The 18,231-nt window shown below is 62.9% G+C and carries 14 protein-coding genes; 6 read left to right on the top strand and 8 right to left on the bottom strand.

Going from position 1 to position 18,231, the window contains the following annotated elements; translation table 11 throughout:
- Positions 1-8: 8 nt before the first annotated feature.
- Together PLJ71_08580 and cysE are read right to left on the bottom strand one after the other, a co-directional pair.
- Entirely contained in the window at positions 9-1,484 is a 1,476-nt protein-coding gene (locus PLJ71_08580; GenBank protein ID HQM48730.1) for a sulfatase, read from the bottom strand.
- Positions 1,485-1,587: 103 nt separating this feature from the next.
- Positions 1,588-2,373, bottom strand: a complete 786-nt coding sequence (gene cysE / locus PLJ71_08575) for a serine O-acetyltransferase (protein ID HQM48729.1) — start codon at positions 2,371-2,373, stop codon at positions 1,588-1,590.
- Between the two features lie 304 nt (positions 2,374-2,677).
- On the opposite strand from cysE, the gene PLJ71_08570 reads away from it, so the two are divergent.
- Positions 2,678-3,133 carry a PTS sugar transporter subunit IIA gene (locus PLJ71_08570; GenBank protein HQM48728.1) on the top strand — a complete coding sequence of 152 codons (456 nt, stop codon included), beginning with the start codon at positions 2,678-2,680 and terminating at the stop codon, positions 3,131-3,133.
- Positions 3,134-3,172: 39 nt separating this feature from the next.
- On the top strand, positions 3,173-4,237 hold the full coding sequence (locus PLJ71_08565) for a hypothetical protein (protein HQM48727.1): 1,065 nt from the start codon (positions 3,173-3,175) through the stop codon (positions 4,235-4,237).
- A gap of 31 nt (positions 4,238-4,268) precedes the next feature.
- Here the strand turns inward: PLJ71_08565 and PLJ71_08560 are convergent, their stop codons facing one another.
- Together PLJ71_08560 and PLJ71_08555 are read right to left on the bottom strand one after the other, a co-directional pair.
- On the bottom strand, positions 4,269-5,561 hold the full coding sequence (locus PLJ71_08560) for a Gfo/Idh/MocA family oxidoreductase (GenBank protein HQM48726.1): 1,293 nt from the start codon (positions 5,559-5,561) through the stop codon (positions 4,269-4,271).
- Between the two features lie 159 nt (positions 5,562-5,720).
- Complete coding sequence (locus PLJ71_08555) at positions 5,721-6,620, bottom strand: SMP-30/gluconolactonase/LRE family protein (protein ID HQM48725.1); 900 nt, start codon at positions 6,618-6,620, stop codon at positions 5,721-5,723.
- A gap of 312 nt (positions 6,621-6,932) precedes the next feature.
- On the opposite strand from PLJ71_08555, the gene PLJ71_08550 reads away from it, so the two are divergent.
- A complete protein-coding gene (locus tag PLJ71_08550; GenBank protein ID HQM48724.1) occupies positions 6,933-8,099 on the top strand; it encodes a SpoIIE family protein phosphatase in 1,167 nt (388 codons plus the stop codon).
- Positions 8,089-8,586 carry an STAS domain-containing protein gene (locus PLJ71_08545; GenBank protein HQM48723.1) on the top strand — a complete coding sequence of 166 codons (498 nt, stop codon included), beginning with the start codon at positions 8,089-8,091 and terminating at the stop codon, positions 8,584-8,586. Before PLJ71_08550 ends, PLJ71_08545 begins: the two co-directional genes overlap by 11 nt.
- Positions 8,587-8,866: 280 nt before the next feature.
- Here the strand turns inward: PLJ71_08545 and PLJ71_08540 are convergent, their stop codons facing one another.
- The gene (locus PLJ71_08540) at positions 8,867-9,415 is read right to left on the bottom strand and encodes an acyloxyacyl hydrolase (GenBank protein HQM48722.1); all 549 of its coding nucleotides are present in this window, start codon (positions 9,413-9,415) and stop codon (positions 8,867-8,869) included.
- Positions 9,416-9,747: 332 nt separating this feature from the next.
- Between PLJ71_08540 and PLJ71_08535 the strand changes: the two genes are divergently transcribed.
- Both PLJ71_08535 and PLJ71_08530 read left to right on the top strand, forming a co-directional pair.
- On the top strand, positions 9,748-11,952 hold the full coding sequence (locus PLJ71_08535; protein HQM48721.1) for a DUF3857 domain-containing protein: 2,205 nt from the start codon (positions 9,748-9,750) through the stop codon (positions 11,950-11,952).
- A 4-nt stretch (positions 11,953-11,956) separates the two neighbouring features.
- Complete coding sequence (locus tag PLJ71_08530) at positions 11,957-14,014, top strand: DUF3857 domain-containing protein (protein HQM48720.1); 2,058 nt, start codon at positions 11,957-11,959, stop codon at positions 14,012-14,014.
- 133 nt (positions 14,015-14,147) lie between these two features.
- Here PLJ71_08530 and PLJ71_08525 read toward each other — a convergent pair whose 3' ends face one another.
- The 3 genes from PLJ71_08525 to PLJ71_08515 are packed head-to-tail and all read right to left on the bottom strand — an operon-like array spanning position 14,148 to position 18,225.
- Positions 14,148-15,236, bottom strand: a complete 1,089-nt coding sequence (locus PLJ71_08525) for a uroporphyrinogen decarboxylase family protein (protein HQM48719.1) — start codon at positions 15,234-15,236, stop codon at positions 14,148-14,150.
- Positions 15,237-15,259: 23 nt separating this feature from the next.
- Positions 15,260-16,699, bottom strand: a complete 1,440-nt coding sequence (gene lpdA, locus PLJ71_08520) for a dihydrolipoyl dehydrogenase (protein HQM48718.1) — start codon at positions 16,697-16,699, stop codon at positions 15,260-15,262.
- A gap of 44 nt (positions 16,700-16,743) precedes the next feature.
- Entirely contained in the window at positions 16,744-18,225 is a 1,482-nt protein-coding gene (locus PLJ71_08515; protein ID HQM48717.1) for an FGGY family carbohydrate kinase, read from the bottom strand.
- Between the last annotated feature and the right edge of the window lie 6 nt (positions 18,226-18,231).

The following is an 18,231-nucleotide window of genomic DNA, read 5'->3' as shown; positions in this document are numbered from 1 at the left end:
CCTTTCGCTCAAGTTTCGGTTTTTTGCGCGGGGTTTGGGGTGGGGAACCGCGCGCCCACTTCCTTTTGCCAGGCGTGGAGCTTGCCGGCGAGTTCCCGCGCCTCGTCCGGCATGCTCCCGGCGAGATTGCGGGTTTCGCCGAGGTCGTCGCTCAGGTTGTAGAGTTCGAGGCGGCCGTCTTCGAAGAATTCGATGAGTTTCCAGCCGCCCTGACGAATCGCCGCGCTTGGACTTCCACCCTGGTTGCCGTAATGCGGATAGTGCCAATACAACGCGCGTTCTCGCAGGGCCCCCCGCTGCATGAGCAGCGGGACAAGGCTCACGCCGTCCACGTGCTGCTCGTTGCGCCACGGCAACCCGGCCATCTCGAGCATGGTCGGATAGAAATCGGTACTGATAACCGGGACATCACAGACCGTGCCGGGCTTCGCGACGCCCGGCCACTTGATCATCATGGGTTCGCGGATGCCCCCTTCGTACAGCCAGCCTTTCCCGGCCCGTAACGGCAGGTTACTCGTGGGATGGCCCTCCGAAGTGCTCAATCCCCCGTTGTCGGACATGAACATGACGATCGTGTTGTCAGCCAGCTCAAGACGGTCGAGCGCGTCCAAGACCTTCCCGACGGCGAGGTCCATCGCCTCGACCATACCCCCGTAGACCGCATGCTCCTGTACCAGCCGCACCTCGCGGTCGCCTTCCTTTCCCCAGCGGGGCAGATTGGGGTCGATGGACTGCGCCTTCTTCGCGTATTTGGCTTCGAGGTCTTTGCGCGCCTGAAGGGGCGTGTGCACTGAATAGAACGCCAGATACGCCAGAAATGGCGTTTCGCGGTGAGCTTCGATGAACCGAACCGTCTCGGACGCCAGCCGGTCGGGCAGGTGCTCGCCGGGGGGGCCGTCCTCGAGCTTGGGATTTTTGTAAGGCGAGAAATACCCGCCGGGCGGGCTGCCGCGCTCGTAGCCGCCCTTGTTTATCTCGAATCCCTGGTCTTCGGGATAAAACCCGGGCCCGCCCAGATGCCACTTGCCCGCGAAGAAGGTCCGGTACCCGCCCTCTTTCAACGCCTCCGCGAGGGTGAGCTCCTCGAGGGCGAGCTTCTCGGCGTACGGCGCGGGCAGGAGCGGCTTGTCCTTGGTCCAGTGCCCGCTTACCGCTTCCGGCTGGGGCGCGCCAAACCAGTCGGTGGCGCCCATGCGCGCGGGATATTTCCCCGCCAGGATGCTCGCCCGCGTAGGACTGCATACGGGACACGCCGCGTACGCGTTCGTGAACCGCATCCCCTCCGCGGCGAGCCGGTCGCAATTCGGCGTCTCATAGAACGAGCTGCCGAACGCACCCAGATCGGTCCAGCCCAAGTCATCGACGAGAAAGAACACGAAATTGGGCCGCCGAACGGCTTCCTCCTCCATGCCATGCCCCTTTCCGGCCAGCGCCAATCCCACGGCTGCTCCCGCGAACCCTGCCAGAAACTCCCTGCGCGTCATTCTTGATGCCCTCCGGTTTTGGGGACACAATACTCAATTATGCATCCGCGGACCAGGGAATGGGTATGCGCGCAACCCCAATTGAGTATTGTGTCCCCAAAACTCAGATGATCCAGTGGTCCATGTCGAGGGCGGGCTGTTGCGATTTGGGGCGGCCCACGACGCGCGCGGGCACGCCGACAGCGGTGGTGTGAGGCGGGACATTGTCGAGCACGACGCTGCCGGCGCCGATTTTGGCGCCTTCGCCGATCTCGATGTTGCCGAGGATCTTGGCGCCCGCCGCGATCAGGACGCCTTTGCGGACCTTGGGATGGCGGTCGCCGGTTTCTTTGCCCGTACCGCCGAGGGTGACTTCGTGGAGCATCGACACGTTGTCCTCGACAACGGCCGTTTCGCCGATAACGACGCCGGTTGCGTGGTCCATGAGGATGCCGCGGCCGATGCGCGCGGCAGGGTGGATGTCGACGGCAAACACCTGGGAAACGCGGCTCTGGAGGAACAGGGCCAATGATTCGCGCCCGGTTCGCCAGTAATAGTGGGCGATGCGGTACGACTGGATGGCGTGAAACCCTTTGAAGAACAGCAACGGGTTGGAGTGCGTACGGCATGCGGGGTCGCGGCTCAGCACGGCCTTGATGTCCGCGCGCGCCGACGCCCCGATTTCGGGATCGTTGACCAGGGCTTCGTCGATGAGGTCCCGAAGCGCGACGGCGTTGATGATGGTACTCTCGAGCTTGGTGGCGAGGATGTAGCTCAGCGCGTCCTCGAAAGTCTTATGGTTCAACACCACGCTATAGAGGAAATTGGCCAGCAAGGGTTCCTTGCGCGTTTCCTCGGCGGCTTCTTTGCGTATTGCTTCCCATACGGGGTCGGCTTTTTCGAGCGTCATGAGCGTGCCTCCGGAACTCGGTTCGTCAGCGGACCAGTGTAATCGAAGCAAGGGCACAAGTTAAAAACGCCCTTCGGGCGCGGGAAGCTCTTTCTGGGTAAAGACTTCATCACGGCCGCACCTATAAGCCCAACGCCCGGCGGGCTGTCCCGCATTCCCCCTCCCGAGAGGGCGTTCATGGGCAGGAGCCGCTCCGCCGCCCCGATCGAAGAATTGACCTGGAATCGCGGGAAGTGTAAACTTGGCGGGATCGATTCGTTGGGAGGCAAGGGGGGCTCTTGCCATTCACTCGGAAAAGGTTGCCATGGCAGCGTTTGGCATCGATATAGACCGCGACCGCATTTGCGTGTTCAAGAAAGCGCTTTCCAAGCACGATGCGCTGTGCAAGCTCGTGGATGCTTTGTTTGCCACGGGCGGGATTCCCGATCGCGAGGCCTTCCGCAAGGCCGTGTGCGATCGGGAAGCCGTGATGAGCACGGGCATAGGCCAGGGCCTGGCCATCCCCCATGTGCGGTTCGAAGGCGTGCGCAAACCTGCCGTCGGCGTCGGCATCTCGAAACAGGGCATAGATTTCGACACCCTCGACAACCAGGTGGTCCACGTGATAGTGCTGTTTGCCATGCCTGCGGGTTCTCAGAAGGAGTATTTGGGCCTTCTCGCACAGGTCATGACCGCCCTCAAGGAACCGAAGTTTCTCGAACGCCTGGTCGAGTGCGACACCCCCGAAGAGGTGGAGGACGTTTTGGCCGAGGATGTTTAGGCGTGGCGGCCGAGAGCGCCGCCCCCGGAGCATTGTTAGATGAAAGTCGCCTTCTCGCGCGCGTATCTGGCGGCATGCGGCTTACTTCTGCTCGTCCCCGCTACCGCGATAGCGGGCGAAGCGCCGGAACCGGCAACTCCCGACTATGAATGGGTTTGCGTGACGCCAAAGGCTGCTTTTGCTCCTCGCGACGGGGCTGGCGCGCTGGTCTACCGCGACGCCATGTGGTTTATTGGCGGATGGAACCCCAGCAACAAGGACCATTTTCCGAAGGCCTGCACCAACGACGTCTGGCGGTCCGCGGACGGGGCGGAGTGGCGCCTCGTCAAGCCCAACACCTTCGGCACGGACCGGTTCAACCCCGAGACCGGCTGGGAAGGCCGCCATACTGCCGGGTACGTGGTTTTCCAGGACAAGATGTGGCTCGTGGGGGGCGACTCGCTCCAGGGATACTACCCGTGCGATGTCTGGAACTCGGAAGACGGCTTAACCTGGTCTCACGTCAATAAGGGCCAGGACGTTCCCTGGGCGCCCCGGGTACTTCACTACACCGCGGCGTTCAATGGCAAGATCTGGGTTATGGGCGGCCAGACCACGCCTCAGTTTGCTCCCGCCGAAGAAGTGTTTCATGACGATATCTGGAACACCTCCGACGGCGTTCACTGGACAAAGGTGGTCCCGGAGGGGCCCCACTGGTCCCCGCGCGGGATGATCGGCGGCAACGTGGTGCTGAACGGCCGCCTGTGGGTGCTCGGGGGCGGTACCTACGACACCCCGAAACAGCCCGGGCGGAATTTCTACAACGACGTCTGGAGCACCGCGGACGGCATTCACTGGGAATGCCGCCTTGAGCACGCCCCGTGGCATCCCCGGCAATATCATGACGTGGCCGCGTTCGACGGCCGCATGTGGGTGCTCGGGGGCTGGAACAAGCAGAACCGTAACGACGTCTGGCACTCGGGCGACGGCGTTACGTGGCACGAAGTGCCCGGCACGCCATGGGCGCCGAGACATGCCTCGAGCATCTTCGTGTATAAGGGCGCACTCTGGGTAGTCGCCGGAAACAACATGCAGAGCGACGTCTGGAAACTCGAACGGCGGTAACGGCGTACCAGCGCAACGCGCCCGCCGCCAGCTACACGATTTCTTCGCGCTCCCTGTCCCACCGGACCTGGCGCTTCTGTTTGTACGATTCGACGCTCATCAAGAGGGTCGCCGCCTCAATAAAAGCCTCGTCCTCGTTACAGCGCGGGGGTTTCCGCGTCCGCACGGCGTTGAAGAAGTCCTCCATGTGCGTGGGTTGCGGCGGCGCGGCGACCGGGTCGAATCGTTCGGCGGGCTCAGGGGGAGCTTCGCCCATGCGCCACGCGGGCACGTCTGGGTACAGTTCGTAGCGGCTGGCGTCCTGGCCGATCCCGTTGTAGATGATCCGGCCCTGGCGCCCGACGAATTCGGGGGTCTGCATGCGGTTCGAGTTCATGATGCCCTCGAAGATGGCCGTGCAGTCATGGCTCTCGAACTGGTACGTTGCGAGCCAGGTGTCGGGGGTTTCGCGGTCGTCTTTCCAGAACGCGTTCAGCCCCGCGCAGGCGCAGGTATCGGGGATGCCCCAGCCCAGGACCGTCTGCACGTAGTCCATCTCGTGCGAGAGGAGGTCGCCGGCCTGGCCGGTGCCGTACTGCCAGTAGCAGCGCCAATGCCAGAAATGCCGCTCGTTGAAATCGATAGCCGGCGCGGGCCCCAGCCATTTTGCCCAGTCCAGGTCCGCGAGCACTTGTTTGGGGTCGGGGTGGTCGTACCATGTATAGTTGCCGTACCAGCGCCACACCGGCCGGTCGGGGGAAGCGTTGAAATAGCGGCCCACTTTGACGAACGTGAGGGGGCCGATGCGGTCCGCGCGGATGAGGTCTCCGCCCGCGGCCGCGGCGGGCCATTGCCGGCCCTGGTGGCCCAGCTGCATGATGGCCCCCTGCTTCTTGACCGCCTCGCGCATCCGTTTCGCGGCGGCGATCGAGGTGGTCCAGCCTTTCTCGCAATACACGTCCTTGCCGGCGTTTACGGCGTCGATAAGCATCTGCTCGTGCCAGTGGTCGGGAGTGGCGATGACCACCGCCTCGATGTTGGGGTCGGCGAGCACGTCGTGATAATCGGTGATGGCCTTGACGCCGGGATTGTTGCTTGCTTCAAGCCCGCGCTGGAGATGCGGCTTGTATACGTCGCATACGGCCATCACTTTCGCGCCTTTGTGAGCCCCCGTGTACTTGATGAGGTCCCAGCCGCGCACGCCCGTGCCGATATGGGCGAGCCGCACGGGGTCCGCGGCCGGTTCCGCCGCCCCGGTGATCGACGGAGCGGCCGCCATCATTGCCGCGGCTGTTCCGGCGTTTTTCAAGAAGTCCCTGCGATTGACACCACTGTTTTTCTTCATGTTCACCTCGCGCCCGTCTTGTCCACGTTAACCCCGTCCGGCGCCGGGCCTGGCGCTACATGCCCGGCGGACTGCAGCGCGCGGCCCCCTTCCGGGCGAGTTTCTCCGCTATCCGGTCTGGCAGAACGCACTCGCTCGAATAGGGCATAAACCCCGTGATTACTGGCTTCCGACGCCCTTTACACGAGTCTGGAGCCGGTACAAGCCCTTGCTGGCCGTGATGAATAAGTATTCCATGTTCGTGCCGCCGAAACTCACGTTCGCGGTCCACGGCTCATCAACGGCGATATGATCGATCTGTTTGCCGGCCTTGTCAAAAACGAACACGCCTTTTCCGGTCAGGTACACGTTGCCTTTGTTGTCGATGGTCATTCCGTCGGAGCCCATTTCGCAGAAGAGGGTTTTGGCCGCAAGGCTGCCGTCCTCTTGGATCGCGTAGGCATAGGTTTTCTTGGCGTGGATGTCTGTCACGTAAAGGGTTTTTCCGTCGGGCGTGCCGATGATGCCGTTGGGTTGCTCAAGGTCGTCAATCACGCGGGTGACGGTCTTGCGGTCCGGCGCAAGGAAATACACGCCCTGGCACGGCTGTTCCATGGTCTCGCGGTCCCAGTACGAGCGCTTGTAGAAGGGGTCAGTGAAATACGCGCCGCCGTCCGGCCGAAGCCAGAGGTCGTTGGGACCGTTCAGGAGCTTGCCCTCGTGCTTGTCGATGAGCACCTCAACCTTTTTTTCGGGACTAATCCGCCAGAGCTGGTTTTTCTCGTCCGCGCACGCCCACAAAAACCCTTCCTTGTCGAAGCACAGGCCGTTGGCGCGTCCCGAGGGCTGCATGAAGGCGGTCAACGCGCCGTCGACGCTCCATTTCATGATGCGGTCGTTCGGCTGGTCGGTGAAATAGACGTTGCCCGCGGGGTCCGCGGCCGGGCCCTCGGTAAACTCGAACTCGCCCGAGAGTTTCTCGAGTGCCGCGCCCGGGGCGGCGATCCCGGCGGTTTCTTCCGCCGCAACGCGCGTGACACATGCCGCCGTAATCGCCAGGACGAGCCATCCGTTCCGCATGATACCGCTTCCTCCGAATCGTTGAGCTACCCCGCTGGACAGTCCCGGCAACTATACCACAGCGCCGCGGCAGGCGCGATCACGGTGTCCGAAGGTCATCTCCAGCGCGCACAGGCACGTCTCGTGCCCGCATCAGAGGTCACAGAATCAAGACCTGCGCAAATCTCCTCAAAACGGTATACTGAAAGCCGGGCTGCAATGGGGCGTTGAACGGCGTGGCGCCCCCGCAGGCGGTTTTCGAAGAGTGCGGCCGCAAACGGCAACCGAGACAGAGGGGCCCCTTGGCGCGGGCCCGTGGAGGAGCATACGGCCGTGGCCACTGATACGGGCATATCCATCCTCACCATAGATGACGACCCGATGGTGCGCCGAACGCTGGTTGTATACCTTAAAAAGTGCGGATTCGGGGTGTATGAAGCAGGGAACGGCGCGGAAGGCATTGCGGTATTTGAACGGGAACATCCTGATTTGGTGCTGGTTGACCTCCGCATGCCCGGCATGGACGGATTCGCCGTGCTCGAGGCCCTCAGCGCCCGGGCACCCGAGACGCCCCTGGTCGTCGTTTCCGGCGCGGACGTCATCAACGATGCCATCGAGGCGCAACGGAAGGGCGCCTGGGACTACGTAACCAAACCCGTCAGCCCGATGAGCGTGTTGCGCCACACCATCGACAACGTCCTTGAACGGGCGGAGTTGCGCCGCCAGAACGAGCGCTACCACCGCCAGCTCGAGGAGAATCTGCGTAAGATTAAGGAAGACGAGAGAGCGGGGAAGAAAGTCCAGATGAGACTGCTGCCCCCCGAGCAGTGCGTGTTCGGCCCCTACACGATCTCGCGCGAACTGATATCCTCGATGGAACTCAGCGGCGATTTCGTGGACTACTTTGCGCTCGACGGCGACCATATCGGGTTCTACAGCGCCGACGTGTCGGGCCACGGCGTTTCTTCGGCCTTGGTGACCGTCATCCTCAAGACCTTCTTTCGCAAGTATCAGGAGCGTTATCTGAACGGCGCCGATAATGCTGTTCTGAACCCGGGCATCGTTCTCGAGCGTCTCAATGCGGCCTTGCTTGACGAAGACCTCGAAAAACACGTGACCATGTTCTATGGCGTGCTGACAATCTCTCGAAACGTGCTCCGGTTCGCCAACGGAGGGCAATTCCCCTCGCCGTTTTTGTGGTCCGGCCATGGCTTCGAACTCCTGCAAGAATCCGGGACGGCCGTCGGGCTGTTTCCCTTTGCCGTCTATGAGACTTTCGAGAAGCGCCTCCCTTCGGCCTTTTTGCTCACGGTGTTTTCGGACGGCGTGCTCGACATCCTGCCCCAGGAAAGCCTCGACCAGAAGCTGGGCTTCCTCCAATCCCTGGGAAGCGGCGCCAGCATCCAGCGCTTCATGTCAGTGGTGAAAACCAACGCCGACCCTCCGGACGATGTGACGGTGCTGACAGTCAAGAAGGAGGCAGCGCACCATGGAAGCTAGGATTTGCTACGCACACTTGGGCCGCCGGTGCGTCCTGAGACTGGTCGGCGAGGTCCGGCATACCGTCAGCTCCGTTGTCGAGGCGATTATCAGCGAGTTTCTCAAGGTCGAGGAATCTCCTGAATTCATCATCGATTTGACGGAGACCGTCTTTATCGACAGCACAAACCTGGGGCTCATCGCCAGAATTGCCCGGGAAACATGGCGCCGCGGCGCCGGCAAGCCCATCCTTGTATCGAGTAACGCCGACATCAACGCGGTCATCCAGAGCATGGGGTTCGCAAAGGCGTTCGATATCGTTGAAACCCACGAAGCAACCAGCGCGGAACTGCACGAAGCGCCTACTCCCACGGACTACGCGGACCCGGGTAAAGCACGGCGTCTCCTCGAAGCCCACGAAGCGCTTATAGACCTTGACGAACGTAACCGGCAAACGTTCCAGCAGGTCGTGGACGTGCTACGCCGCGATTCCGCGCGCGAAAAGTAGTGTTTTGCGGCGTGGCCTGCATCACTCGACGTGGAGACCTTGCGGTCGTGGGGGTGGCGCGGTCAGGAGACCGCACCACAGCGGAGAGGTCTCCGGAGCGCCGAAGGCGCGTCACATACCAGCCTGGCCTGAAGGGCCAGGGGGGGGGATTCAAGACAAGAAAGAGGGCTGAAGGCCCGAAACATGTCGGAGAGGTCACTCAAGTAGCGCGCTCCGGACCCCGCCACAGCGAAGGCCGCGCCAGGTGGTGTTATTGGGGGCATTCGGCGGTCATACCGAACTAGAAGGTATATCCGACGCCGAGGCCGAGGGCGTTGACGCCCGCGTTGTCGTGGTGCATGCCGGCATTCGAGATGTGGCTGAACTTGAATGTCGCGTGCCAATCGCGTTCGAACTGGTAGCCCAGTCCGCCCTCGAGCATGAAGTTCACCCGCGAGCCGTTCTCTCGAAAATGCCGCGAGTGCCACAGGAGGCTGCCGCCGCCTTCGGCAAACCATCCCTTGTGGGTGTTCTCTTTGAAGTAGTACCGGGTCGTCACTCCGCCCGCCACCCCATAGATGGTGTCGTCGGAGGTGCGGTGCGGTTCGTACACAAACAACGGATAACCGCGCAGGCCGAACGCAAGGTGGCTTGTCAGCGGCATTTCATATTCCGCCGAAACGGCAGCAAACTTGTCGCCCTCGCGATCGGTCTTGCGGGAATGCAGCGTGGCGAACCCCTGAGCCTCGACCCGCCACCGGCCATCGCGAAACGCTTCCCGAAAGTCGATTCCTTCCGCGGCGGCCATGTTGTCCATACCCGCCAGAAGCAGGGCTAATGAACTGACCATGAGGCATCTTCTCATTGTATTCGGACCTTTCGCACAATGCCCCGCGATTCACGGGCCATCCAGGCGCGGGCGAGTTTACTGTAAGCACGATGGCATGTCAAAAGCGCCGTCAGGGGCGTCGGGACCCAGGCCACAGCAAACATCTTGCTGCCCCGACGGCGCGAAGATGGAGAAGGGAGGCCGTATCCACACCGGACCGATCGGACGGCACAGTCTGACGCAGCTTTGCCGGATTCCGTTCGTGCACGTGTTGAGGAGTTCCAGGGCGACCGCTCGGAACCGCCCGTTTTCCCGGAATCTCCCGCAGCGGGGCGTGGTTAGGAATTGACGGCATGTGGTTGCGGGGACACGCGCGCCGCATGTCTGGTATGCTGGCAGACAACGCGCGATTCCACGACCTTGACGAGGCTGCGAGCTATCGCAGGGAGGATGACGAAGTGAGAGCGGTTGCAAGACTCCTGGCGGCGCTGCTGGTGTGTGCCGGGTGCGCGCACGTGCCGGTCAACGAGAACCTGACTCTGTACCAGGGCGGACCCATCGAGAATGTCCAGGGCGTAACGTTTGACGGGACGGCCTTTACCGTGCCCGGCACGGGCGCGGTCAAGCGCGACGATGTCACCCTGCTCCTGTTCCAGCCCGCTGGTGCTGAAGGCGAGGCGGGGGCCGGGCTCGCGGAGGCCACGGGCCTCACCGAGCTTGCCCAGGAGATGCTTCCGAAAGGCCAGGCCCTTGCGGAACAGTTCCCAGGCACGGGCGGCGTCATCCTGGTCGACGACGGCGATTTCGTGTACAAGAATGACGGCACCCAAACCTACCGCTACCACTTCGCCGGGCTGGTGCTCAAGGAGGAGATGAAATCGTGGGCACAGTTCGCATCGGGCTTCACCGAGGGCCGGAGCCGGGTCCGCGTACTGGAAGCGAAGTCCGTCGCGCCCGACGGGACGGTCTACGCCCTTTCGGCGGACGCCCTGCGCGTAGGCAGCCCGTCGGAGGAGATGCAGTTCTTCAACCCCAGCCAGAAGATCATTGGGGGTGTGATCCCCGGCGTCGAGATCGGGTCCATCGTCGAATATATCTACGAGTATGAGAACTACAACCCGGAAGATTCGCGGTTGTTTTTCCCCGGCTACTATTTCCAGTCCGGCGAGCCGGTGGCGCTGTCCCGTGTGACCGTCGAGGTCCCGGAGAACCTGCCGTTCAACCACTACACGCGCCATTTCCCCGATCCCGGGCTTGCCGAGCCGAAGCTCGAACGCGTGAAGGGCCGGGTCCGCTACACGTGGGAACTGCGCGACGTGGCGCCCCTGGTGGAAGAGCCATTCATGCCGCCTCAGGCCGACCTTGCGCCGCGCATGGAAGCCTCGATATTCGGCTCGTTCGACGAAGTTTTCGCTCTGCAGCGAGACCTCCAGCTTTCGCGCATGAAGCTCACGCCCGAGATCGAGACGGAGGTCGCCAGGATTACTGACGGGGCGGAGACCGTCGACCAGAAACTCGCCCGCATTTACCACTGGGTGCAGACGAACACCCGGTACGTCTCGATCAAAGGGAGCCTGGGCTCCGGATTGTCGGGCCACACGGCCATGGAAACCTTCGAGAACCGGTACGGCGACTGCACCGACAAAGCCATCCTCTTCGCCACGATGTGCAAGGCCATCGGCGTCACCAGCTATCCGATCATTCTTTCGACGAACGACAACGGCGTCGGGGTCACCGAAATCCCGGCCATCGACGGCAACCACGCCATATCCGAGGTCGAGCTGGCCGACGGGCGCCGGTTCTACCTCGATGCCACCGCCCAGGACTTTCGGTATCCCTACTTTCGCGCCGACGACCACGGCTGCATCGCGATGAACGCTATCCGGGGCGATTTCAACACCATTCCCGTGCCCCCGCCCGAGGACAACGGGCGGCAGTCGGTGCTGGATGCGGAACTGGCGGCGTCCGGCGACGTGACCGTGCGCACACGGAACGACTACACCGGCACTATCGAGGCGGGGATCCGCGCGTTCTGGAAAACGGTTCGTGAGGATGAGCGCGCCGATCGCATGACCGAGTACGTGAACTCGCTGAGCCCGGGCGCCTTGCTCGATACCTTCACGCTGTCCGATTTGTCCGATTTGAACGAGCCGGTCCGGATGACCCTCGACTACCGGTTGCCGGGCCACGCCATTCGCGCCGGCAAGCTGATGTACCTGCGCATGCCCACCCTGGAGCGCAGCTATCCCGAGGTCGCCCTCGAGTCGCGCCGGTTTCCCATCCAGTACATGACCACCGAAGCGCGAACTCTCACCATCAACCTGAAACTGCCCCCTGGGTTCCGGTTGAAGTGGGCGCCGCCTCCGTTGCGGGTGAGCACCCCCTACCTTAAATACGAGGCGGTCTACGTCGAGACGGAGTCGGCCGTGACGTTTACGGAAGTTTTCCGGCGGCTTGAGCGCATCATCCCGGTCGAGGCGTATCCGGAGTATCGCGACGCATTGCGTGCGATCGCCTCGTTCAGCTCAAAAGAGATCTTCGTGACGGAGGAGGGTTGATCCGATGACACGCAAACGACGCGCGGTCTGGTTTGTCATGTTCGCGGTTTTGGCGGCTGTATCGAGCGCCGATACCCTCTACCTCCGCGACGGCGAGCAACACCCCGGGACGCTCAGAAAGATGACCGGGAAGAAGGTCTGGTTCGAGACCCCGGAGGGCGTGCTCGAGTACCCGAAGGCCAGCGTGCTCAAGATCCAGCTTCAGCGCGCGCGGCAGTACGATGACGTCGAGACGGCCGGCCAGATCACCGACCCCGAGCTCAAGGCCTGTCTCGAAGCTTTGCCCAAGCGCGAACAATTCCCCGCGGCCGGGTACGTCACCCTGTTGCACCGGCAAACCATCGATCTGAGAGAACGGGGCGTGATGAAAGAGACCGTGCGTCACATCGCGCTCATCCTGCAACAGCGCGGCGAGGACGTGGCCACCACCAACGTGTGGTACTTCGAAGATAGCGACGTGCCGCAGGTCGATTTTGCGCTTACCGTCACGCCCGACGGCAAGGTGCTGCACCTCAGCGATGCCGCTCTCAAATCCGAGAGCATTTATTCCCGCCTGCCCGAGTATCAACGCCTGGCGCGGCTGCGTTTCGCATGCAAGGAGCCGCGGCCCGGCAGCGTTATCGACGTGCAGTACACCGTTGTCCGCAAGCGGGGCGGGCCCCTTGAACCGGTTTACAGCATGCCGGTCTTTCGCGATCAGGAGCCCATTCTGCGCAAAGAGGTGCATGTCCTGCCGTCCGGGGGGGGCGGTGGGCAACAAATCGTGAGCGATTTGTACGAGCCCGGCGCGGTAGTGGGCGAGTCCAGCAGCCAGGGTTTTGTGTGGAAACTTGCGAGCATGCAGGAGGGGCTGCCGTCGGAACCGTTCATGCCGCCGCTGACGCGTATCGGGCCGACCCTGTCCATCGCTGAAACCGCCACCTGGGACGAACTGGGGAAAGCCTACGAGCAGGCGCTCGCGGAGCTGCCGCCGCTGTCGGACACGCTCGCCGCCCGCGCCAGGGAACTGGACCAGGCCGGCGGCGCCGAGGCTATCCGTAACTTCGTTGCGCGAACCATCCGCACGGCGCCCGTGCCGCACTGGCACTTCCGCATCGTTCCCCACGATCCGAACGAAACCGCGCAACGCGGGGTAGCCAACGAGCTCGACAAGAATGCCTTGTATTGGCGCATGCTCGAGGCGGCCGGGCTCGAAGCGCGGTTCGCCCTCGTGCGCAGCCGTGAGGCCGGGCCGTGGCCCGCCAAAACGCCGTCGCTGCGGCTGTTTGACCGGTCGGCCGTGTACCTTCCCTCTCTGGAGGGATTCACGTCGGCCGAAAGCGATGTACTGCCGTTCGACACGCTGCCCAGCTCGTTGCAGGGCGCCCACGCGATGCTGTTCCCCTACGACGCGGACACGACCCGCATCACGCAACTCTCCGAACCCGCCGGGGAGCGCGACGTGAGGCAATTCGACGCCGTCCTGAACGCGGACGGTTCCCTGGCGCTGACCGTGACCCTGACCGCCACCGGAAACGCTCAGGCGGGTCTGCGCAGTTTCAAAGATCTCGATGAACAGATGCTGCGCAACCAGCTCACCCAGTTCGCGGCCTATCTCCACCCCTCCGCGCTCCTCGAAGACTATAGCGTCTCGGACCTTGCGGACCTGGCGGTTCCGCCGGCGCTCACCGTCCGCTGCAGGATTCCTGACTTCGCCGTCAAGGCGGGCGAGGACCTCATGATGTTCACCTTGCCCGCGGTAGCGTACAGCGCTCACGCCGTCGGCCGCCCGACGCGCGCGTTTGACCTGTTCTGGGACCACCGGGCCATGGAAACCACGCAAGGGACTATCGCGCTTCCTGAGGGGTATACGGTGTATTCGATGCCCGCCAGCGAAGATTTCGTCTCCGACGTAGCCGAATACCGCGCCAAACTCACCGCGAAGGGCGGCGTAATCGTATTTGACGATGCGTATGCGTTGAAAGTCGAACAGGCGCCCGCATCGGCTTATGCCAACTATAAACAGTGCCTGGAACGCCGCGCCGGGCTCGCTCGCCAGCGCATCATCCTCAGCCGGAAGTGACGCAAGGTCTTGCGCGGCGAAACCGCGTGGTCCGTCCCGACCGCTCTGTGTCCTCCGGTTTGGCCGGCGGCATAGCCTCGCGCTCGAGGAACGGACGCCGTGAACAGGCGGACCGGCCGGCGGCCTTGGCCGCTCAGGCCTTGCCTACGAGCCTTTTGAGGCGTTCGGCGTAATAGCAGAAGTTCTCCCACGACACGTCGTCGGGCACGGAATGGTCGAGGTCGGGGATGTAACGGCCGTGTTCGAGAGCAGGGCGGACCCTTTCGAGTTCGGCGTCGATGGCGGCGGGGCCGCGCGCGAGGGCGCGTTTGTCGATTCCGCCCATCATGGCCAAGGCGGGATACTTGGCCCGCATCGCGTTGGCGTCGCACCCGGCGGCGACCTCGAGCGGCCAGAGGAAGTTGACCCCCGCGGCCATCATCGGCGGGATGATCAGGCCGGGCTGTCCATCGGTATCCACCGAAAACACGGGTATGCCGTGCTCCTTCGCGAACGCCGCGATGCGCCGGTAACACGGCCCGATAAACTCCTCCCACTGCCGCGGCGAGATGAGCGGCCCGTTGCGCCCGCACATGTCTTCCCACATATGAATGACGTCGATCCGCACCAGCTTCACCATCTTCTCGAAAACGGTGAGGTACAGCGACGTCAGGTGGTCCATGATCTCGTGGACCCATTCGGGGTCGGTGCAGAACGCCACGAGGCATTCCTCGTCTCCCAACAGCCACCGCAACCCGCCATAGATGCCTACGTCGGGAAACTCGCCCATCTGGATGGGGAACCCGAGTTGGGGCCATACTGCCAAGGCGTCGCGCCATTCGCCTTGGAGCCGCCCGGGGTCGTCGGGGTTCAGGCGCTCTTCTCTGTACTGCTGCCAGTCGCGGCGGCTCTTGACGGGGAATGCGACGAACTCGGGCATGGATTCCCTGGTCTTGAACACCCGGCGGGTGATGCCCCACGAATCGACAAAGAGCCGCCATTCCTCGGTCTCTTCGAGGGTAGTCTCTTCAAAGGGGGGATACGGGCCGAAACTTCCCGGCACAGGCACGGGGGGCGTCTCGGGCTCGAACAGAAGCCGCGGCTCGCCCAGCAGGCCGAAGTCCGCGCCCTCGCGTTTCCACCGCTCCAAGGTCGTGCCCCAGGGCCCCCACCGCAGCCAGTACGGCGGCCGGTCGACGGGCTCTCCGAGCACGCAGGCCAGGAACCGTTCCCGATCTGTCACGATTGCCCCCTTGGCGCCCGGCGTCAGGCCCGCTCGTCCTTTTTCGCTTTGGGACGGTACATGTGAATGCTCTGCCCGAAAATCATGTCGGCGGATTCCATGACGGTTTCGCTCAGCGTGGGGTGCGGATGAATGCTCAACCCGATGTCCTCGGCCGTGGCGCCCATTTCGATGGCCAACACCCCTTGAGATATCAACTCGCCCGCGGCCGTCCCCACGATCCCCACCCCGATCACCTGTCCGGTGTCGCGCTCGGTGATCAGTTTGGTCAGCCCGTCGGGACGGCTGAGGGTGGTCGCGCGTCCAGAAGCTCCCCACGGGAAGCGCGCCACGTTTATCGCCCGCCCCTCCTTCTTCGCCTGCGTTTCCGTAATGCCGCACCACGCCAGCTCGGGGTCGGTGAACACCACGGCGGGAATTGCGCGCGGCTCGAAGGCCACATTGTGTCCCGCGATGACCTCGGCCGCGACCCGGCCTTCGTGCGATGCCTTATGCGCCAGCATCGGCTCGCCCGTGATGTCGCCTATGGCGAAGATAGCCGGGTCGCTGGTGCGGCGCTGCGCGTCCACCTTGACGAAACCCCGGTCATTCAACTCGACCTTGGTAGTGTTCAGGCCGAGCCCGCTCGAGTTCGGCGTGCGGCCCACGGAAAGCAAGACCTTGTCAAACGTTTCCGCGAACGCATTGCCATCGCCGCCGCGAAACGATACGCGCAACCCCTTCTTCACTTCCTTGATTTTCTCGACGCGCGTGTTGAAATGCTTCTTGTAGAACAGGCCGCCCACCCGCTCGGACAGGATCTGGCGCAAATCCTCATCGACGCCGGGCAAGAAGGACGGCGTCATTTCGACCAGCGTTACCTGCGACCCAAGCGTGGCGTAGACGCTGCCCAGCTCGAGACCGATGTACCCGCCACCCACGACCAGCAGGGTCGGGGGCAAGTCTTCGATTTCCAGGGCCCGGGTCGAGTTCATCATCCGGGGGGAGTCCACCAGCAGGCTGGGGATGGTGGTAGGCCGCGAACCTGCCGCCAAAATCGACTGTTTGCACACGAGCGTCTGCTCTTCGCCGGTGTCGGCGGTCACCGTCAGCGTGGTTGAATCCTGGTATGCCGCGCGCCCCCGCATGTATCGAATCTTGCGCGCCTTCGCGAGCTGGCCGAGTCCGCCGGTCAGCTTGCCGACCACCGCATCCTTCTGCTCGCGCATTTGGGCAAGGTCGATGCGGAGCCGTTCGAAGTGAATGCCCCATTGCGCGGCTTCCTCGGCATCCTTGATGACCTTCGCGCAGTGCAACAAGGCCTTGGACGGAATGCAGCCCCGGTACAGGCAGACTCCGCCCGGGTTTGGCTCGAGGTCGATCAGAGTCACTTCGAGCCCGAGGTCGGCTGCGGCAAACGCCGCTGCGTAGCCTCCCGGACCGCCCCCGATGACAGCCACCTGGGTCTTCAACGGTTGACTCATTGCCTTCATCCTACTAGGTTGGGGTTTGCCTCTAGGCGGCCCGGCTACTCATTCTGCAGATGGCCCTTGAATGCCTGCCAATACCCGCGCAGGTCGCCGAAATCAGGGGGCGTTATGGGAGTCGTCTCGATCTCGAATTCCTTGCCGATGCTCGTCAAATCCAGGCCGTCAGCCAGCATCCATGCGGTCAGCGCCGCGCCAAACGCCGTGCCTTCGGCCTGATTGGTCAATGCGATGGTATAGTCCGGGCAGAGCGCGGCGAGCAGTTCACAATAGCGCTTGTTGTTGGCGAACCCGCCCTCGATGAACACCGCTGTTCCCTTCTCGCCGCCGCACCGTTCGAGAAGCTGGCGCGTGGCCAACGCCAGGCTCACGTTCAGCGCCGCATAGTACTCCTGGCCAAGATACGAATAGGGTTCGCCGCCCGCGGCCTCCAACTCCTCGTACAAACGCACCTCGCCGCCCGCTACCACCTTCGCATCCACTCCCGGAAACGCGCTTGCCGCGGGCATGACCCCGGGCACAACAAAAGTGCGCCTCTCGGCGATCACTTTTCTCACGCCGTCTACGGAACTTTCATCTTTCACACTGGTCAGGGCGCCGAATTTCTCGTATTCCATGCCGCCGGGGAAAATGACGGTTTTGAGGGGACGGTTGAATGCGTCGAGGTTGTAGAAGACCTTCGATTTGACCTCCGTCTCGGTCAGGATCGGCGTAGGCGCCTGGCTCATCAACACGCACCATGTGCCGGTCGAGTTCAGGATAAACTTCTCGTACCCCTTGGCCAGATAGGGCAGGAAATTGGCGTTCGAGTCGTGGATCCCCAGGGTGACCAGGCAGTCTTCGGGCAGGTTGCATGCCTTGGCCAGTTCGGGCTTCACCGTGCCGAGCGAGTCCCATGGATTTCCCATCTTGTCGGGAAACCGCGTGTGTGCCCCCATCCGGATCGCCACCTGGCTCCAGGTGCCGTCGAAGAAGTTCCACAGGTAGTTGTGATTGCCAAGGTACGTTGGCTCCATGCTGTAGTTGCCGGTCAGCTCGTACCCGAGATACGAATTGTAGAAGAGGACCGTGTCGACCTTGTCCCACACCTCGGGCATGCGCTTGAACACGTAAAACAGGGCTTTCCCGCAGTTGGCGAACCCGACGTTCGGGGTGCACGTGTCGTAGTGCAATTCCTCGGGAGCGCCGAACGTGTCGTAGAACTCCTGCTCGATTTCGGCGCCCTTCTCGCTCGTGTACGAGATCACCGGGTACGCCAGCTTGCCGTTCGCATCGAGCATAGCCAATGTCGCGCCGTGCGCACAGACGACAATCGCTCGAATGTCATACGTCTTGCCCAGTCCCGCCATCGCTTTCTTGAACCACGCGAGCAACTCCTCGGTGGGCTCGATTTCGAGGCCGTCCTTCATCCTGGCATCGAAACCCGTTCGTTCTTCCGCCAACGGTTGAAACCGGCGGTCGTACAACCGGATCTTCTTGTTCGTCTTGCCCACATCGAGTACCGCAACGGCGCGCGTTTTCACGGCAAT

The sequence above is a fragment of the Candidatus Hydrogenedentota bacterium genome (assembly GCA_035416745.1).
In the GTDB taxonomy this organism is placed as follows: Bacteria; Hydrogenedentota; Hydrogenedentia; order Hydrogenedentales; family SLHB01; genus UBA2224.
This window is presented reverse-complemented; position numbering and strand designations above follow the sequence as displayed.

Bases quoted from the DNA above. Each gene is read 5' to 3' on its own strand.
- PLJ71_08580 (HQM48730.1), bottom strand. From the start codon at position 1,484: ATGACGCGCAGGGAGTTTCTGGCAGGGTTCGCGGGAGCAGCCGTGGGA.
- cysE (HQM48729.1), bottom strand. From the start codon at position 2,373: ATGACGCTCGAAAAAGCCGACCCCGTATGGGAAGCAATACGCAAAGAA.
- PLJ71_08570 (HQM48728.1), top strand. From the start codon at position 2,678: ATGGCAGCGTTTGGCATCGATATAGACCGCGACCGCATTTGCGTGTTC.
- PLJ71_08565 (HQM48727.1), top strand. From the start codon at position 3,173: ATGAAAGTCGCCTTCTCGCGCGCGTATCTGGCGGCATGCGGCTTACTT.
- PLJ71_08560 (HQM48726.1), bottom strand. From the start codon at position 5,561: ATGAAGAAAAACAGTGGTGTCAATCGCAGGGACTTCTTGAAAAACGCC.
- PLJ71_08555 (HQM48725.1), bottom strand. From the start codon at position 6,620: ATGCGGAACGGATGGCTCGTCCTGGCGATTACGGCGGCATGTGTCACG.
- PLJ71_08545 (HQM48723.1), top strand. From the start codon at position 8,089: ATGGAAGCTAGGATTTGCTACGCACACTTGGGCCGCCGGTGCGTCCTG.
- PLJ71_08540 (HQM48722.1), bottom strand. From the start codon at position 9,415: ATGGTCAGTTCATTAGCCCTGCTTCTGGCGGGTATGGACAACATGGCC.
- PLJ71_08535 (HQM48721.1), top strand. From the start codon at position 9,748: ATGTGGTTGCGGGGACACGCGCGCCGCATGTCTGGTATGCTGGCAGAC.
- PLJ71_08530 (HQM48720.1), top strand. From the start codon at position 11,957: ATGACACGCAAACGACGCGCGGTCTGGTTTGTCATGTTCGCGGTTTTG.
- lpdA (HQM48718.1), bottom strand. From the start codon at position 16,699: ATGAGTCAACCGTTGAAGACCCAGGTGGCTGTCATCGGGGGCGGTCCG.